The organism is Rhodococcus sp. SORGH_AS_0301, assembly GCF_030818285.1.
Classification (GTDB): Bacteria; Actinomycetota; Actinomycetes; order Mycobacteriales; family Mycobacteriaceae; genus Rhodococcoides.
Genome location: NZ_JAUTAC010000002.1, coordinates 1,465,254 through 1,481,695, shown reverse-complemented (window position 1 = coordinate 1,481,695; position 16,442 = coordinate 1,465,254). Strand labels below are relative to the sequence as shown.

Annotated in this window: 15 protein-coding genes and 1 pseudogene; 2 read left to right on the top strand and 14 right to left on the bottom strand. The window is 68.8% G+C overall.

The window, feature by feature from the left end; genetic code table 11:
* Positions 1-2 precede the first annotated feature (2 nt).
* The 7 genes from QE397_RS07630 to rpsB form a co-directional block, all read right to left on the bottom strand.
* Complete coding sequence (locus QE397_RS07630; protein ID WP_307092648.1) at positions 3-2,378, bottom strand: excinuclease ABC subunit UvrA; 2,376 nt, start codon at positions 2,376-2,378, stop codon at positions 3-5.
* A 97-nt stretch (positions 2,379-2,475) separates the two neighbouring features.
* Positions 2,476-3,171, bottom strand: a complete 696-nt coding sequence (locus QE397_RS07625; protein ID WP_307097419.1) for a class I SAM-dependent methyltransferase — start codon at positions 3,169-3,171, stop codon at positions 2,476-2,478.
* A 22-nt stretch (positions 3,172-3,193) separates the two neighbouring features.
* Positions 3,194-4,060, bottom strand: coding sequence for a phosphatidate cytidylyltransferase (locus QE397_RS07620; protein ID WP_037185291.1), 867 nt, complete (start codon positions 4,058-4,060; stop codon positions 3,194-3,196).
* 44 nt (positions 4,061-4,104) lie between these two features.
* Positions 4,105-4,662, bottom strand: a complete 558-nt coding sequence (frr, locus tag QE397_RS07615) for a ribosome recycling factor (protein WP_027505038.1) — start codon at positions 4,660-4,662, stop codon at positions 4,105-4,107.
* Positions 4,663-4,711: 49 nt separating this feature from the next.
* Positions 4,712-5,437 (bottom strand): UMP kinase, encoded by a 726-nt coding sequence (gene pyrH / locus QE397_RS07610; RefSeq protein ID WP_027505037.1) that lies wholly within the window; start codon positions 5,435-5,437, stop codon positions 4,712-4,714.
* Between the two features lie 156 nt (positions 5,438-5,593).
* Positions 5,594-6,418 carry a translation elongation factor Ts gene (gene tsf, locus QE397_RS07605; protein WP_027505036.1) on the bottom strand — a complete coding sequence of 275 codons (825 nt, stop codon included), beginning with the start codon at positions 6,416-6,418 and terminating at the stop codon, positions 5,594-5,596.
* A gap of 128 nt (positions 6,419-6,546) precedes the next feature.
* On the bottom strand, positions 6,547-7,479 hold the full coding sequence (gene rpsB / locus QE397_RS07600) for a 30S ribosomal protein S2 (protein WP_307092644.1): 933 nt from the start codon (positions 7,477-7,479) through the stop codon (positions 6,547-6,549).
* Between the two features lie 355 nt (positions 7,480-7,834).
* Between rpsB and QE397_RS07595 the strand changes: the two are divergent.
* Positions 7,835-8,375, top strand: a pseudogene (locus QE397_RS07595) (M23 family metallopeptidase).
* 7 nt (positions 8,376-8,382) lie between these two features.
* On the opposite strand, the gene QE397_RS07590 reads toward QE397_RS07595, so the two are convergent.
* The 4 genes from QE397_RS07590 to QE397_RS07575 all read right to left on the bottom strand — a co-directional run bounded on the left by QE397_RS07590 (position 8,383) and on the right by QE397_RS07575 (position 11,780).
* Positions 8,383-9,354 carry a MinD/ParA family protein gene (locus QE397_RS07590; RefSeq protein ID WP_373425282.1) on the bottom strand — a complete coding sequence of 324 codons (972 nt, stop codon included), beginning with the start codon at positions 9,352-9,354 and terminating at the stop codon, positions 8,383-8,385.
* A 335-nt stretch (positions 9,355-9,689) separates the two neighbouring features.
* The gene (locus tag QE397_RS07585) at positions 9,690-10,619 is read right to left on the bottom strand and encodes a tyrosine-type recombinase/integrase (RefSeq protein ID WP_307097417.1); all 930 of its coding nucleotides are present in this window, start codon (positions 10,617-10,619) and stop codon (positions 9,690-9,692) included.
* Entirely contained in the window at positions 10,603-11,346 is a 744-nt protein-coding gene (locus QE397_RS07580) for a siderophore-interacting protein (RefSeq protein ID WP_027505032.1), read from the bottom strand. The genes QE397_RS07585 and QE397_RS07580 overlap by 17 nt, the downstream gene beginning before the upstream one ends.
* A gap of 89 nt (positions 11,347-11,435) precedes the next feature.
* Positions 11,436-11,780 carry an Lsr2 family protein gene (locus QE397_RS07575; RefSeq protein ID WP_027505031.1) on the bottom strand — a complete coding sequence of 115 codons (345 nt, stop codon included), beginning with the start codon at positions 11,778-11,780 and terminating at the stop codon, positions 11,436-11,438.
* Between the two features lie 250 nt (positions 11,781-12,030).
* On the opposite strand from QE397_RS07575, the gene QE397_RS07570 reads away from it, so the two are divergent.
* On the top strand, positions 12,031-13,362 hold the full coding sequence (locus QE397_RS07570) for a DNA cytosine methyltransferase (RefSeq protein WP_307092637.1): 1,332 nt from the start codon (positions 12,031-12,033) through the stop codon (positions 13,360-13,362).
* Here the strand turns inward: QE397_RS07570 and dprA are convergent.
* From dprA to QE397_RS07555, 3 genes are read right to left on the bottom strand one after another with little or no spacing between them, the layout of a single operon-like run.
* Positions 13,282-14,484, bottom strand: a complete 1,203-nt coding sequence (gene dprA, locus QE397_RS07565; protein ID WP_307092636.1) for a DNA-processing protein DprA — start codon at positions 14,482-14,484, stop codon at positions 13,282-13,284. The two genes, QE397_RS07570 and dprA, sit on opposite strands and share 81 nt — an antisense overlap.
* Positions 14,436-15,947 carry a YifB family Mg chelatase-like AAA ATPase gene (locus QE397_RS07560; protein ID WP_222630764.1) on the bottom strand — a complete coding sequence of 504 codons (1,512 nt, stop codon included), beginning with the start codon at positions 15,945-15,947 and terminating at the stop codon, positions 14,436-14,438. Before QE397_RS07560 ends, dprA begins: the two co-directional genes overlap by 49 nt.
* Positions 15,947-16,303 carry a YraN family protein gene (locus tag QE397_RS07555; protein ID WP_307092633.1) on the bottom strand — a complete coding sequence of 119 codons (357 nt, stop codon included), beginning with the start codon at positions 16,301-16,303 and terminating at the stop codon, positions 15,947-15,949. Before QE397_RS07555 ends, QE397_RS07560 begins: the two co-directional genes overlap by 1 nt.
* Between the last annotated feature and the right edge of the window lie 139 nt (positions 16,304-16,442).

Below are 16,442 nucleotides of genomic sequence, written 5' to 3'. Positions count from 1 at the left end.
GGTCACCGCTCGACGTACGCGGCGAGGTGTTCACCCGTGAGCGTGGACCGTGCCGCGACCAGGTCCGCGGGTGTTCCTTCGTAGACCACGGTGCCACCGTCGTGCCCGGCGCCCGGTCCGAGGTCGATGATCCAGTCCGCATGGGCCATCACGGCCTGGTGATGCTCGATGACGATCACCGACTTCCCGGCGTCCACCAGCCTGTCGAGCAGGGCGAGCAACTGCTCGACGTCGGCGAGATGCAGTCCCGTCGTGGGCTCGTCGAGGACCAGGATGCCGCCCTTGTCCCCCATGTGCGTCGCCAGCTTCAGCCGCTGACGCTCGCCGCCGGACAGTGTGGTCAGCGGCTGACCGATCTTCAGATAGCCCAGGCCCACGTCGTTCACCCGAGTCAGGATTCGATGCGCCGCCGGTAGCGCGGCATCACCGCCGGCGAAGAACTCCTGTGCCTGCGCCACCGACATCGCGAGCACCTCGCTGATGTCGCGGCCGCCGAGGTGGTACTCGAGGACCGAGTTCTGGAACCGTCGGCCCTCGCACAGCTCGCACACGGTGGCGACTCCGGCCATCATCGCGAGGTCGCTGTAGATCACCCCGTTGCCGTTGCACGTCGGGCACGCTCCCTCCGAATTCGCGCTGAAGAGAGCCGGCTTCACTCCGTTGACCTTGGCGAAAGCCTTCCGGATCGGCTCGAGGAGGCCCGTGTAGGTCGCGGGGTTGCTGCGCCGCGAGCCGCGGATCGCGCCCTGATCGACGGCCACGACGTCCTCGCGGCCCGAGAGCGAGCCGTGGATCAACGAACTCTTGCCCGACCCGGCGACCCCGGTCACGACCACCAGGACCCCGAGGGGCACGTCGACGTCCACCGACTTCAGGTTGTGCGAATCGGCGCCGCGGATCTCCACCGCTCCGGTCGACGTGCGCACCGCGTCCTTCACCGCGGCGCGGTCGTCGAAGTGCCGGCCCGTGATGGTGTCACTCGTCCGCAGCCCCTCGACGGTGCCCTCGAAGCACACCGTGCCACCGGCCGTTCCGGCGCCGGGTCCGAGATCGACGACGTGGTCGGCGATGACGATCGTCTCGGGCTTGTGCTCGACGACGAGCACCGTGTTTCCCTTGTCGCGCAACCGGATCAACAGATCGTTCATGTTGGCGATGTCGTGGGGATGGAGTCCGGTGGTGGGTTCGTCGAAGACGTAGGTGACGTCGGTGAGCGACGATCCGAGGTGTCGGATCATCTTGGTGCGCTGCGCTTCACCACCGGAGAGCGTGCCCGCCGGCCGGTCGAGACTCAGATAGCCCAGTCCGATCTCCCGGAACGAGTCGAGGGTGTCTCCCAGCGAGGTGAGCAGCGGGGCCACGGACGGTGCCGACACTCCGCGGATCCACGTCGCGAGATCGCTGATCTGCATGGCGCACGCGTCGGCGATCGACACGCCGTCGATCTTCGAGGACCGTGCACCCTCGTTGAGCCGCGTGCCGTCGCACTCCGGGCACACGGCGAAGGTCACCGCGCGTTCGACGAACGCCCGGATGTGCGGCTGCATCGCGTCGACGTCCTTGGACAGGAACGACTTCTGGATCTGGGGTATCAGTCCGGAGTACGTGAGATTGATGCCGTCCACCTGGATCTTGGTCGGCTCCCGGTACAGCAGGTCCTCGCGCTGGCGCTTGGTGAACTTCGCGATGGGCTTGTCCGGATCGAAGTAGCCGGAGCCGCGGAAGATCCTCCCGTACCACCCCTCCATGCTGTAGCCGGGGATCGTGATCGCACCCTCGTTGAGCGACTTGCTGTCGTCGAAGAGCGCCGTGAGGTCGATGTCGGAGACGGAGCCGCGCCCCTCGCACCGCGGACACATCCCGCCGGTGATGCTGAAGGTGCGCTTCTCCTTCGTCTGACGTCCGCCCTTCTCCACCGTCACCGCTCCCGCACCGGAGATGGACGCCACGTTGAACGAGAACGCCTGCGGGGAGCCGACGTACGGCTGTCCGAGACGGCTGAAGAGGATGCGCAGCATCGCGTTGGCGTCGGTGGCGGTACCGACGGTGGACCTCGGATCGGCGCCGAGCCGCTGCTGGTCCACGATGATGGCCGTCGTCAGACCGTCGAGCAGATCCACGTCGGGCCGCGCGAGACTGGGCATGAACCCCTGCACGAACGCGCTGTACGTCTCGTTGATCATGCGCTGGGACTCGGCGGCGATCGTGCCGAACACCAACGAACTCTTGCCCGATCCGGACACGCCGGTGAAGACCGTCAGACGGCGCTTCGGGAGGTCGACGCTCACGTTCTGCAGAGTGTTGACTCTCGCCCCCTGCACCCGGATGACATCGTGGGTGTCGGCGACGTGCCGTGCGGTACTCGACTTCGTGGCCATGGCTGATGTCCTTCGTGGTGCAGCGAACGGGTCAGCGGACACGGTAGCCGGTGCGCATCGGGGCTGCTTCTCGATTCCTGATCGCCGACGCGGCGGCTCAGGCCGTCTCGAGTCCGTGCGGTCTGCGACGAGTGTGCACCCGGTATCCGACCTCGACGGACGTGCCGGTGAGCTGCCGCAGCGCGCGAGCGGCCACCCGCGGCGAGAACTCGATTCCCAGCACCGCAGCGGCCTCCTCGCGGTCCGCGAACGACCACCGCGTCCGGACCCGGCGCAGGTCGAAACCCTGCGCGGCGAAGAATCGTTCGACGGTGAGGGGGTCGTAGTGCGGCAGGTCGCGGCGCATCCATCCTCCGTACGGATCGACCGTGGCGTCGAGATCCACCACCACCACCACACCCCCGGGGCGCAGGACGCGCATGGCCTCGGTGATGCCCGGCCCGCATCCCGGCCCGAAGAAGTAGGCCGTCCTGGCGTGCACGACGTCCGCCGAGCAGTCCTCCAACGGCAGCCGATCCGCAGTCCCCCGGAGCACCCGCACAGCGGAGCTCGCGACCCGGTGCCGAGCACGCTCGATCAGTGGCGGGTGTGGTTCGACACCGACCACGGACCGTGCCTCGCGGGCGAACAGAGGCAGATGGAATCCGGTTCCGCATCCGACGTCGACGACGTCGCGTCCCGCCCACGGCGTGAGATCCCGCAGCAACGCCTCGATCTCGCCGGTGACGTCCTGGGCGCGATTCTCGGCCTCGTACACATCGGGCCAGTTCCAGATGTTCGGACTGGCGATCACGCCGTCGCGACCGGGCACAGGATCAGACGAAGATCGTCAGAACGATCCACGTCACGAGGATGCTGGGCAGAACGGAGTCGAGGCGGTCCATCAGTCCGCCGTGACCGGGAAGCATCGTCCCCATGTCCTTGATCCCGAGCTCCCGCTTGACCTGCGACTCGACCAGGTCGCCGAGCGTCGCGGAGAAGACGATGAGCACGCCCAGCAGGGCCCCCACGAACGGGTTCGCGTCCAGCAGGAACGTGACGGTGAGGACGCACCCGACGACACTGAAGAGCAGCGATCCGCCGAGCCCCTCCCAGGACTTCTTCGGGCTGATGGCCGGCGCCATCGCGTGCCGTCCGAACAGGACTCCGGCCGCGTAGCCGCCGACGTCCGAACACACCACCGCGATCATGAGCACGAGGACGCGCGAGCCGCCGTCGTCCTCGAGGGTCAGCAACGCCGCGAACGCACCGAACAGCGGCAGCCACGACAGGACGAAGATCGAGATCGCGCAGTCGCGCAGGTAGTTCTTCGGTGCCACGTCCAGACCACCGGACAACAGGCGCCAGACCATCGTGACAAGTACCGTCGCGGCGAACGCACTGAGCGCGCCCAGTGCGCCGAACGGCCACGCGAGCCAGATCATCGCCTGACCTCCGAGGATCACCGGGATCCGGGGCACGGAGATGTCGGACTCCCGCAGCCGCTTCGTCACCTCCCACGAGGCGACGGCGACCGCGGCCGCGGCGATGCCGATGAACACGAGCGGAACCAGGACCAGGACGACGATGAGCGACACGCCCAGTGCGCCGCCGACCGCGATCGCCGCGGGGAGGTCGCGGCCCGCCCGCGAGGTCTTCGGGGCGGGATCGGCGGTCGAACCGTTGTCGGCCGATACGGACACTGCTTCTCGTTTCACTTCATCTGGGCCACCGGGACGTGCGGAGGTCACACCTCCATCAGTTCCGCTTCCTTGTTCTTCACGATCTCGTCCACCTGCGCCACGTACTTCGCGGTGGTCTTGTCGAGCTCGGCCTCCGCACGCGTGACCTCGTCCTCGCCTGCCTCGCCGTCCTTCTGGATGCGCTTGAGCTCGTCCATCACCTTGCGGCGGACGTTGCGGATGGACACCTTCGCGTCCTCACCCTTGCTCTTGGCCTGCTTGACGTACTCGCGGCGCCGCTCCTCGGTGAGCTGCGGGATCGAGATCCGGATGATGTGTCCGTCGTTGGACGGGTTGAACCCCAGGTCCGAGTTGCGGATCGCAGTCTCGATGGGGCCCAACTGGGCCTGCTCGTACGGCTTGACGATCACCATGCGCGCCTCGGGCACGTTGATGCCCGCGAGCTGGGTGATGGGGGTCAGCGAGCCGTAGTACTCGACCACGATCTTCGAGAACATCCCCGGGTTCGCGCGACCCGTCCGAATGGACGACAGATCGTTCTGCGCGACCGTGACGGCCTTTTCCATTCTCTCTTCGGCGTCGAAGAGCGCTTCGTCGATCACGACCGTTCCTTCCGAAAACCTCGAGTGTGCAGCGACTGCACGTGGTGACTCACTTGACCAGGGTTCCGATCTTCTCACCCGACACCGCTCGCGCAATGTTTCCCTCGGTGAGCAGATTGAAGACCATGATCGGCATCCCATTGTCCATGCAGAGGCTGAAGGCTGTGGCATCGGCCACCTTCAGCCCCTTCTCGATGACCTCGCGGTGCGAGATCTCGGTGTACATCGTGGCGGTCGGATCCTCTCGCGGGTCCGCGGAGTAGACCCCGTCGACGCCCTTGGCCATCAACACCACTTCCGCGCCGATCTCGAGCGCACGCTGCGCCGCCGTGGTGTCGGTGGAGAAGTAGGGCATGCCCATGCCGGCTCCGAAGATGACCACGCGCCCCTTCTCGAGGTGGCGTTCGGCGCGCAGCGGGATGTACGGCTCGGCGACCTGCCCCATGGTGATGGCCGTCTGCACGCGCGTGGTGATGCCCTGCTTCTCGAGGAAGTCCTGCAGGGCGAGGCAGTTCATGACGGTGCCCAGCATGCCCATGTAGTCGGAGCGGGACCGGTCCATACCGCGCACCTGGAGCTCGGCTCCGCGGAAGAAGTTCCCGCCGCCGATGACGACGGCGACCTGGACACCCGAACGGACGACGTCCGCGATCTCCTCCGCCACCTTCTGCACCACGTCGGGATCGAGCCCGACCTGGCCACCACCGAACATCTCACCGCCCAGTTTGAGCAGCACTCGGGAGAATCCGGTGCGGGCGGGCGACGACTCGGTCATGAAGGCTCCTGTCCGTGGGGCGTGTGCGGGTCGGTGTCCGCACGACACTGTTGCGCCTGATCTTGCCCCATGCGTCGGCACGGGGCGCACATGACTGTGCCGTCCACCCATCGGGGTGGACGGCACGGTCATGACGTCACTCGGGTGTCACGAGGCTCAGTTGGAGCCGACCTCGAAACGCACGAAGCGCGTGATGGTGACTCCGGCGTCGGCGAGAAGAGCCTTGACGGTCTTCTTGCTGTCCTGGACCGAGGACTGCTCGGTCAGCACGACGTCCTTGTAGTAGCCGTTGACGCGACCCTCGATGATCTTGGGCAGTGCCTGCTCGGGCTTGCCCTCCTCGCGGGCGGTCTGCTCCGCGATGCGTCGCTCGCCCTCGACGATGTCGGCGGGGACCTCGTCGCGGGTGACGTACTTGGCCTTGAGCGCGGCGACCTGCATCGCTGCGCCGCGAGCGGCCTCGGCTGCGGCCTCGCCCTCACCGGTGTACTCGACGAGGACACCGACGGCGGGCGGGAGGTCAGAGCTGCGCTTGTGCAGGTAGGTCGCGACCGGACCGTCGAAGGAGACGACGCGACGGATCTCGAGCTTCTCGCCGATCTTGGCCGAGAGCTCCTGCAGTGCGGCGTCGACGGTCTTGCCGTCGAGCTGCAGCGCCTTCAGGGCGTCGACGTCGGCCGGCTTGCCCTCGGCCGCCACGTCCGCGATGGACTGCGCGAAGTTCTGGAACTCCTCGTTCTTGGCGACGAAGTCGGTCTCCGAGTTGATCTCGAGGAGGACACCGTTCTTCGCGACGACGAGACCCTCGGCGGTGGAACGCTCGGCGCGCTTGCCGACGTCCTTCGCGCCCTTGATACGGAGCTGCTCGACGGCCTTGTCGAAGTCGCCGTCGTTGTCGGCGAGCGCGTTCTTGCAGTCCAACATGCCGGAGCCGGTCAGCTCACGGAGCCGCTTGACGTCGGCGGCAGTGTAGTTCGCCATCGTGGGCGAGCCTCCTTGCATTGCTCGAGGAGACGCACGGGTGATGCGTCTCGTGTGTGACGAGAGAGGGGGTGAATCAGAACGAGACCCGGTGCGCCACTAACGGGCACACCGGGTCTCGACCGTGATCAGTTCTGCGCGGTGGGAACGTCCGCGACGGGTGCCTCGGTCTCGGCGGGAGCCGCCGCACCGTTCGCGCCCTCGGCGGCCGGAGCCTCCGTGACAGGTGCGTCGGTGGTTGCCGGGGTCTCGGCAGCGGCCTGCTGCGTCGCCTCGGCGGCCGGGGAGGCCTGCGAGAGCTGCTCGAGCTCCCACTCGGCCAGGGGCTCGCCGGCACCGACCTCGGGCTTCTCGTCCGTACCGGCGTTGCGGCCGGCACGCGCCTGCACGCCCTCGGCCACGGCGGACGCCACGACCTTGGTGAGGAGTGCTGCGGAACGGATCGCGTCGTCGTTGCCCGGGATCGGGTAGTCGACGACGTCGGGGTCGCAGTTGGTGTCCAGGATCGCGATGACCGGGATGTTCAGCTTGCGAGCCTCGGCGACCGCGAGGTGCTCCTTGTTGGTGTCGACGATCCAGATCGCCGACGGGACCTTGGACATGTCCCGGATACCACCGAGGGTGCGATCGAGCTTGGTCATCTCACGCGTGAGCATGAGGATTTCCTTCTTCGTGCGGCCATCGAAGCCACCGGTCTGCTCCATCGACTCGAGTTCCTTGAGCCGGATCAGACGCTTGTGGACCGTGGTGAAGTTGGTGAGCATGCCGCCGAGCCAGCGCTGGTTCACGTAGGGCATTCCGACCCGAGTCGCCTCGGCCGCAATGGACTCCTGTGCCTGCTTCTTGGTCCCGACGAAGAGAACGGTGCCACCGTGGGCGACGGTCTCCTTGACGAATTCGTACGCCTGATCGATGTACGTCAGCGTCTGCTGCAGGTCGATGATGTAGATGCCGTTGCGATCGGTGAAGATGAATCGCTTCATCTTCGGATTCCAACGACGGGTCTGGTGCCCGAAGTGCGTGCCGCTGTCGAGCAGCTGCTTCATGGTAACGACAGCCATAGCTGTGGATCTCTCTTTCGTGTGCCGGTTGATGCGCGAGCACCGTCGATCGCCGAACCCGTGGGTCCGTCGTACCGCTGGTGTGTCGTGCCCTGGCGCTCGTCGTCCGTCGGACCTGCAGTGCAGGACCAGCCGACGAACCCGTGCTCCGGTGGAGGATCGACAGGTGCCGTTCCGTACCGAAGCGCGACGAGCGCGCGAAGTCGACCCGTGTGGACAGGCCGCAGAAGTCAGTGTACGTCCGCGACGCCGCAGGTCATAACCGGGTCGACCGCCTGTGCACGGAGGACGGTCCGTCCCCGGGTGCGGTGGCTCGACGCGGGACCACTGTCGTCGCGTTCGCAAGAGTGCGGGGATGACCTGTCTCCGCTCCGCCCGCCGTTGGTCGCCGCGTTCGGCGCTCGTGTCCGCGGCGCTGACGGCAGCCCTGCTGGCGTCCGGATCCGTAGCCGCCGCGGACACGGACGGACGCCCGTTCGACTGGCCGCTGCAGCCCCGTCCCGCCGTGGTGACCCCGTACGACCCGCCACCCGAGCGGTGGCTGCCGGGCCATCGCGGCGTCGACCTCGACGCGGGCTCCGATCCGACACACACCGTCGTCGCGGCCGGGGACGGCGTCGTCGTGTTCGCAGGTGCGGTCGCCGGCCGCCCCGTCGTCTCGATCGACCATGCCGGCGGCCCTCCGGACCACGTACGAGCCGGTCACGCCCACCGTCACGGTCGGCACCCGGCTGCGACGAGGTCAGCCGATCGGTGTCCTCGAGGCAGGTCACCAGGGGTGCGGCGCCGCCTGGTGCCTGCACTGGGGAGCGCGTCGCGGCCGTGACTACCTCGATCCCACGGCTCTCGTCGACCGCGGTGTGGTGGTGCTGAAACCCCTGGCCGAGCCCGAGTGAGGCGCCTTCAGTACGCGCGGTGACGCTGCGGCGTCGACTGCGGCGCGGACGCGTGCCGGCCCTCCGCGTCGGGGAAATCGTCCGCCATCATCGCCGCCAGGTCCATTAAGGCGGCGCGCGTGCGGGGGCGCAGTCGATCGAGATCGACGACGGAGCCCTCCGCCAGATGATCGTCGAAGGGAATCACCACGACGGCGCGGCAGCGCGCGAGGAAGTGCCGGGTGAGTTCGTCCATGTCGATGCTCGCGGCGCCCGGTCGGTGGGCGCTGATGACGACGACGGTCCGCTCGACGAGGTGCGCGTACCCGTGCAGCCCGAGCCAGTCGAGGGTCGCGGCGGCGCTCTTGGCGCCGTCGACCGCCGGCGAGCTGACGAGCACCAGTGCGTGCGCCAGCGACAGCACCCCCTCCATCGCCGAGTGCATGATGCCCGTGCCGCAGTCGGTGAGGATCAGGTTGTAGTGCGCTCGGAGGGTGTCGATGACCGCGCGGTAGTCCTGTTCGGTGAACGCCTCCGACGCGGCCGGGTCACGCTCCCCCGCGACGACCTCGAGACGACTCGACGACTGGGAGGTGTGCTCCCTGATGTCGGCGTAACTCCGGATGGTCGGCCGGGCAGCGAGGAGATCGCGCACCGTGGACATCGTCTGCCGCGGGACGCGCTCCCCCAGCGTTCCGAAGTCGGGGTTCGCGTCGACGGCGATGACGTCGTCGCGTCGCAAGGAAGCGAACACCGACCCCAGCCCGACGGTGACGGTCGTCTTGCCCACCCCGCCCTTGAGGGACAGGAAGGCGATCCGGTAATCGCTGCGCAGCGGTTGTCGAATGCGGTCGATCTGGTGGCGACGCTCCGCCTCGGAGGCGACCGCACCACGGCCACCCGGTCGCCCACTGCCCAGGACGCGATCCAGGGTGCGGCGCCACCCCGGCCGAGTGGAGGACGGGGCCGGCGAGACGAAGGGCGACCCGGGTCGGCGCACCGGACTCTCCGCACCGAAGGCGGCCGAGTCGCGTCGCGGATCGGCGAGGCCCGGATGGTGCGGTGCGGGAACGTGGGACGGCGGAACGGACGGCCGAGAGAATCGCTCCGGTTCGGGCGGAGACCAGGGTCCGTTCGTACCCGCCCGGCTGCCGGGACCGGAGGAGTGCGGGCTGTCGTCTCGACGATCCACGGTCCCCACCCTCCAGTCGACGGTCTGCTCCGATTGCCGATCAGGGACGAACGGTGTGGTTCACAGCGCCGGCACGGTCACATCCCCCGTGCAGACGGTACCAAACGTGCACGAGCGTGCGAGGTGGTCGACAGGACCCGACGTCAGGCTCGCGGATGCGCCTGATCGTGGACCGCGCGCAGCCGCTCCACGGAGACATGGGTGTAGATCTGCGTCGTGGCGAGCGACGCGTGCCCGAGCAGTTCCTGCACCACGCGGAGATCGGCGCCGCCCTCGAGCAGGTGGGTCGCGGCGGAGTGTCGGAGGCCGTGCGGACCCAGGTCCGGGGCACCGGGCACGGCGGACAGCACCTCGTGCACCACCGAGCGCGCCTGCCGCTGATTCAGGCGTCCGCCGCGACGCCCCAGGAGCAGGGCCGCGCCGGAGTCCGGTGTGGCCAGGGCGGGGCGGCCCGCGGTCGACCACTGCACCACCGCGTCCTCCGCGGGCGCGCCGAACGGTACGACGCGTTCCTTGTCGCCCTTGCCGAGGACGCGGAGCACCCGTCTGTCGAGATCCACGTCGTCCACATCGAGACCGCACAGTTCGCCGACCCGGATTCCGGTCGCGTACAAGAGCTCTACGACGACCCTGTCGCGCAGGGCCATCGGATCCTGTTGCTCGGCACCGGATGTCGCGGCCGTCATCGCGTCCCGAGCGTCACGCTCACGCAGCACGCCCGGGAGCGTCCGACGCGACGGCGGTGCCGACAGCCGCACCGCCGGGTCCGCGGTGAGTGCTCCGACGGTGCACGACCACGCGGTGAAGGTGCGCGCCGAACTCGCTCGACGCGCGAGAGTCGAGCGGGACACTCCCGCGACCGACATCGAGGCGAGCCACGAGCGCAGGGAGCGAAGTGTGATCACGTCGTCGAGTGCCGCGGACGGATCACCGTGCGCGTCTCGACAGAAGCCGATCAGAGCACGGGCGTCGCCGACGTACGCGCGCACGGTGTGCTCGGAGCGGTTGCGTTGCAGAGCGAGATGCTCGGTGAATCTCGCGAGGAGCGCGAGATCGTCAGGATTCGCTGGCAGCGAGTTCTCGCTTCCAGGTGCGGAATCCCTCCTCGGTGCGGCCACGACGCCAGTATCCCGATATCGAGGCCCATTCCGCAGTCACGCCACGCTCTTTGCGGATGTAAGGCCGGATCTCGTGCATCACGGACTGCGCTTCACCGTGCACGAAGACATGAGGCTGACCGGGCAGCCACTCCACCGCACGGACGGCGGCGGCCAGCGGTGAGCCACCCGGATCCTGGTCGCGGTACACCCAGCGGATGTCGGCAGAGGTCGGCGCCGCGATCTCGACGCGGTCCTCCGGACTCGCTGCTTCGAGCACCACTCGCGCGACGGCTCCCTCGGGAAGCGCCGCGAGTGCTGCGGAGATGGCGGGCACGCCCGTCTCGTCGCCGGCGAGAAGGTGCCAGTCTGCGTCCGCACGAGGCGAGTACGCGCCGGCGGGACCGAAGAACGAGAGCTGGTCCCCCGCCGCGGCGCTCAGCGCCCACGGGCCGGCGACACCCTCGTCGCCGTGGACGACGAAGTCGATGGCGACTTCGCGGGCCTGCGTGTCCACCGATCGCACCGTGTAGGTGCGCAACGTCGGCTCGTCGGCGTCACCGAAGTGCAGCTTGACGTAGCTGTCGGTGAACTCGGACGGCGCGAACTCGTCGAAGTTCGCACCGCCGAGCACCACGCGCACCATGTGCGGGGTTAGCCGCTCGGTGCGGAGAACGGTCAGGGTGGTCAGTCGTCGCGCCACAAGGCACCTCCATCGGGTACGGGCCTTGCAGCCGGTGGGGCGCAAGACGTGGTTAGCCTACCCTAATTGCCGACCGGCCCCACGACAGGTCAGTGCGCGGCGTCGTACGCGTCCTGGATCTCCTGGCTGATGCGCCCGCGGGTGCTGACCTCGAAGCCGTTCTCCTTGGCCCACGCCCGCACGTCCTGCAGATTCTGGCGGCCCTTCTTCGGCGCCGCGGCGGACCCGTTCCGGCGAGACTTCTTGCCGCCCACCTTCTCCGCGTGTTCGATCCAGAATGCGAATTGGTCGTACAACTCGTTGGCGTGCTTGCTGTTGAGATCGATCGAATAGGACACGCCTCCGACCGCGAACTCGACCGTCTCGCCCTGCCCGTCCTTGATGAGTGAACCGTCGACATCGTCGATCATTTGGACGGTGGTGCGTCGTGCCATTGTTCTGCGCTCCTCGATACCGGGTGGAGAAAGAATTTCCTCCAAGATAACAGCCGAGATGGCCGACATCGTGACACCGACCCGACACCGCCCTGACAACATCCGAATCACGACATCTCGGTCGTGCATTCGACGACCTGTTGTTCGTGACCGACACGGGACGATCGGGCTCACCGCGGTCGCCGGTACTGTGACGGACGCAAACTCGACGCGGCCACTCCCGTCGACGTCGGCCACGAAGGGTTCACGGATGACCGCACAGAGTTTCTCGGAAACGCGTGCCGTGTCGTCGACGACGAGACCGTCCGGTTCGCTGACCTTCGTCGATCTCTTCAGCGGTGCGGGCGGAATGAGTTGCGGCTTCGCACGACACGGCGCCTTCGATGTCGTCGGCGCGGCGGACGCACAACTGGGTAAACCGAGCAGTGCGCGCGGATCTCTCGAATGCAATGCGTCCTATGAGGCGAATATCGGAACGGTGCCGCACGCCGTGGATCTTTCCGCTGTCACCGGGGCCGAGTTGGCGCGACTCTTCGCCCCGCGTCTGAACGGACGACCACTCGACGTACTCAGCGCGTGCCCGCCGTGCACCGGCTTCTCCCGTGCAAATCCTCGAAATCATCTCACCGACGATCCACGCAATTCGCTCGTGACCCGTGTCGCCGACTCCGTCGAGGCTCTGCGCCCGATCGTCCTCGTCATGGAAAACGCACGAGAATTGGTCGGCGGTAATTTCCGTGGTCATCTCGACGCGTTGGCTCTGCGGTTGGATCACCTCGGCTACGACGTCGATGCCTCGGTGCACATGCTCAGTACGGTCGGCTTACCGCAACGACGCGAGAGATCCCTGGTGGTCGCGGTGCGGCGCGATCACCAATTGCACACTCTTTCCGAATTGTGGGAGGGCACGACCATCGCACCGGAGGCGATCACGGTGCGTCGCGCGATCGGCCACCTGCCCCGCGTCGAGGCCGGTGAGACGGCGTCCGGCGATCCGATGCACCTCTCGCCCAGCATCGGTCGTGAGTCGACCCGCCGCCGCCTCCACGCCCTCCCCCACGACGGCGGTTCCTGGCTCGACCTCAGGTCCGTCCCCGGCGGCGACGACCACCTGACGCCCGCGATGCAGCGCCTCGTCGCCGCCGGGCGCCTGGGGTCGCACCCCGACGTCTACGGCCGACTGTGGTGGGACCGTCCCGCGCCCACCGTCAAACGGGAGTGCGCCCACTTCGGCAACGGCCGCTACACCCACCCCGAGCAGGACCGGCTGTGCACGGTGCGAGAGTTGGCCCTGCTGAACGGTTTTCCGGACGACTACGTGTTCCGCGCGCGATCGCTGTCGAACATGTACCGCCACATCGGGGACGCGGTACCGCCGCTCGTGTCCGCTCAGCTCGCCGCGCTGTGCACCTGGATCATCAGCGGCGTCAGGCCGGACCTGCGCGACGCGATCCTGCCCGGCACCTCCCTGCGGGCAGAGGACCTGCTCCCGGCACAGCCCTCACCGGATCTTCTCGATGCGCACCCATCCCGCCTCGTCGCGGCCGGCGTGTCCCTCGATCTCGAGGACCACCAGCGCTGACCGCACCGCCGACACGGGCACGCCGGAGTCCACGGACAATTGCTGCACCGTTCGGGCTCCCGAGGCCGGGAACGCGTCCAGCACGCGGGCGGGAGTCTGCGGCAGGCGATCGAGATCGCGGCCGAACAGGGCGTCCCGGTCGTCGTCGTCCTCGACACCCGCACCCACCGCACCCGCCTCGGCCACCACGTCCCGGGCACCCGTCACCAGACGCGCTTCGCCCTCGCGGATCATCCGATGGCACCCCGTCGACGACGCGGACGTCACCGGCCCCGGTACCGCCATGACCGGTCGCCCCAGTGCCCGTGCCCACGACGCCGTGTTACGCGCCCCGCTGCGCCATCCCGCCTCGACCACGACCACGCCGTCACACAGTGCGGCCACCAGCCTGTTGCGGGAGAGGAAGCGGTACCGGGCGGGTGGTGTGCCCGGCGGATACTCCGACACCACCGCACCCGTCTCCGACACTCTCCGCAGCAGACGCTCGTGCCCCGCCGGGTACGCCCGGTCGACGCCGCACGCCAGCACCGCCACCGTGCAGCCGCCCACGCCCAGCGCGGCGCGATGCGCCGCACCGTCGATGCCGTACGCGCCGCCGGAGACCACCGTCCACCCGTCCACGGCCAGGTCTCCCGCGATCTCACCCGTCACGTGCTCCCCGTAGCTCGTCGCCGCGCGCGTTCCCACCACGGCCACCGCCCGCTCCGTGGACGACGCCACCGGCGCCGGACCCACCACCCACAACGCCAACGGCGCACCGCCGTCGCGAGTGGGCAGAGCCCCGTCCGGCCGCTCGAATCCGAGGAACCGCCAGGCGGGCCACTCCTCGTCCGACGGCACCACCAGTCGACCGTCCATCGCAGCCATCAGGTCGAGGCTCGCCGCGGCGGTGTCGAGATGTGCCCGCGCCGACACGCGGTCCCACACCGCTTTCGGAACGTCCCCGGTGCGCATCGTCGCCGCGGCGTCCACCACTCCGCGCGACGCGATGAGCTGCTCGACGGCGCGCGACGGACCCTGCACCACCGTCGAGACGTACGCCCACGCCAGGGTCTCCGGATTCTCCGCTCCACTCACACGCCACTCCCCTGTTCGCGAAAACTCATCGCCGACGCCACGCATTCGGGTCCCGGAGACATCCGCCCCTCGAGGTCGCCGAGCGTCCAGGCCAAGCGCAGGATGCGGTCCGCGCCCCGCGCCGTGATGCCACCGCGCCGCAGCGCCCGTTCGATCGGGATCAACGCCTCGCGTTCGAGCCGGAAGCGCTGGCGCAGTGCCGATCCGGGTACTTCGGCATTGGTCTTCCAGCCGAACTCGGACCACCGTTCCGCCGCCGCCTGCCGCGCTGCCGTCACTCTGCCGCGCACCACCTCGGTCGTCTCCCCCACGTCGTCGGTCAACATTCCGGTCGCAGCGGGCTGCATCGACAGCCGCAGGTCCACCCGGTCGAGCAGTGGTCCGGACAGCTTGCCGAGGTAGCGCCGGCGGGCGTTCGGCGCACACACGCAGTCGGCGGTCCGCGGCGATGCGCACGGACACGGATTGGCCGCCAGCACCAGTTGGAAGCGAGCGGGATAGCGGGCGACCCCGTCGCGCCGCGCGATGCGCACCTCGCCGTCCTCCAGCGGGGTACGCAGTGCCTCCAGCACGCGCACCGACATTTCGGCGCACTCGTCGAGGAAGAGCACGCCGTGGTGCGCCCGGCTCACCGCACCCGGTCGCGCCATGCCGCTTCCGCCGCCCACCAGTGCCGCCACCGAGGTGGTGTGATGCGGCGCGATGAACGGGGCGGTGGTGATCAACGGACACTCCGCCGTGAGTGTCCCCGCGACGGAGTGCACCGCCGTCACCTCCAGGGCCTGACCCTCCGTCAGCGGCGGCAGCAGGCCGGGCAGCCGACCCGCGAGCATCGTCTTGCCGATACCGGGCGGTCCCGTGAACATCAGATGGTGTGCGCCGGCGGCCGCGACCTCGAGAGCCCAGCGTGCTTCGGACTGTCCGACCACGTCGGCGAGATCGCCGTACCGGGGCTCCGGACCCGGCCGTGTCGGCATCGGTTCCGGGAGAGTGCACCGGTGCGAGAGCCACTCGATCACCTGCCGCAGATGCGCGGCCCCGAGGACCTCGATCCCGCCCACCAGGCCCGCCTCGGCGAGGCTGTCCTGCGGCACCACCACGCGAGTCCATCCCGCTCCGCGTGCGGCGAGCACGGCGGGAAGGACCCCGCGCACGCTCCGCACCCGCCCGTCGAGTGCCAGCTCCCCCACCAGCACCGTCGAGGCCAACAGACCCGGCGGCACCACCTTGGCGGCGCCGAGCACCGCGCACGCCAGTGCCAGGTCGTACACGGATCCCACTTTCGGGAGTGTGGCCGGCGACAGCGCGAGCACCACCTTGGACGCGGGCCAGCTCTGGCCGGAGTTGTTCACCGCGGCCCGCACTCGGTCCCGTGACTCCTGCAGCGCCGCATCGGGGAGTCCGACCACGTGCACGCCCGGCAGGCCCCGCCCCACGTCGGCCTCGATCTCCACCAGGATGCCGTCGATGCCCGTGACGGCGACCGAGAACGTCCGTCCCAGCGCCATCAGAACGCCGCCCTCAGATGCGAGAGCAGAGGCCCCCGGCCGTCGGCGATCACGACCTCCACGACGTCGAACCGCACCGGCACCCACGGACCGGGCCGCTCGGCGAGCCACAGCCCGGCCAGCCGGTGGATGCGCTGCGCCTTCGCCGGCGTGACCGCCTCGGCCGGAGTGCCGTACCCGTCGCCGGAGCGGGTCTTCACCTCGACGAACACGACGGTGTCGCCGTCCACGCCGATGATGTCGACCTCGCCGTGCCGGCACCGCCAGTTGCGGTCGAGAATCCGCAGACCCACCGTCGTCAGATACGACGCGGCAGCTTCCTCGCCCGCTCTGCCCATTTCCGCGTTCGTCGCCATGGCTCCCCTCGCCGACCCGGTGCCCGGTGGTGGGCACACCCGGTGTCGGAGCACGACTGTGCAGGCACGCGGCGACCGTGCCGCGGCGCCGACCTGCGGCCGCAGAAAACCCGGGGACGACGCTCGACCCGGGGATGAC

Excerpts from the sequence above, each read along its gene's own strand:
- rpsB (WP_307092644.1), bottom strand. The coding sequence starts at position 7,479 with ATGGCTGTCGTTACCATGAAGCAGCTGCTCGACAGCGGCACGCACTTC.
- pyrH (WP_027505037.1), bottom strand. The coding sequence starts at position 5,437 with ATGACCGAGTCGTCGCCCGCCCGCACCGGATTCTCCCGAGTGCTGCTC.
- QE397_RS07560 (WP_222630764.1), bottom strand. The coding sequence starts at position 15,947 with ATGGCGCTGGGACGGACGTTCTCGGTCGCCGTCACGGGCATCGACGGC.
- QE397_RS07570 (WP_307092637.1), top strand. The coding sequence starts at position 12,031 with ATGACCGCACAGAGTTTCTCGGAAACGCGTGCCGTGTCGTCGACGACG.
- QE397_RS07630 (WP_307092648.1), bottom strand. The coding sequence starts at position 2,378 with ATGGCCACGAAGTCGAGTACCGCACGGCACGTCGCCGACACCCACGAT.
- QE397_RS07575 (WP_027505031.1), bottom strand. The coding sequence starts at position 11,780 with ATGGCACGACGCACCACCGTCCAAATGATCGACGATGTCGACGGTTCA.
- dprA (WP_307092636.1), bottom strand. The coding sequence starts at position 14,484 with ATGCGTGGCGTCGGCGATGAGTTTTCGCGAACAGGGGAGTGGCGTGTG.
- QE397_RS07555 (WP_307092633.1), bottom strand. The coding sequence starts at position 16,303 with ATGGCGACGAACGCGGAAATGGGCAGAGCGGGCGAGGAAGCTGCCGCG.
- tsf (WP_027505036.1), bottom strand. The coding sequence starts at position 6,418 with ATGGCGAACTACACTGCCGCCGACGTCAAGCGGCTCCGTGAGCTGACC.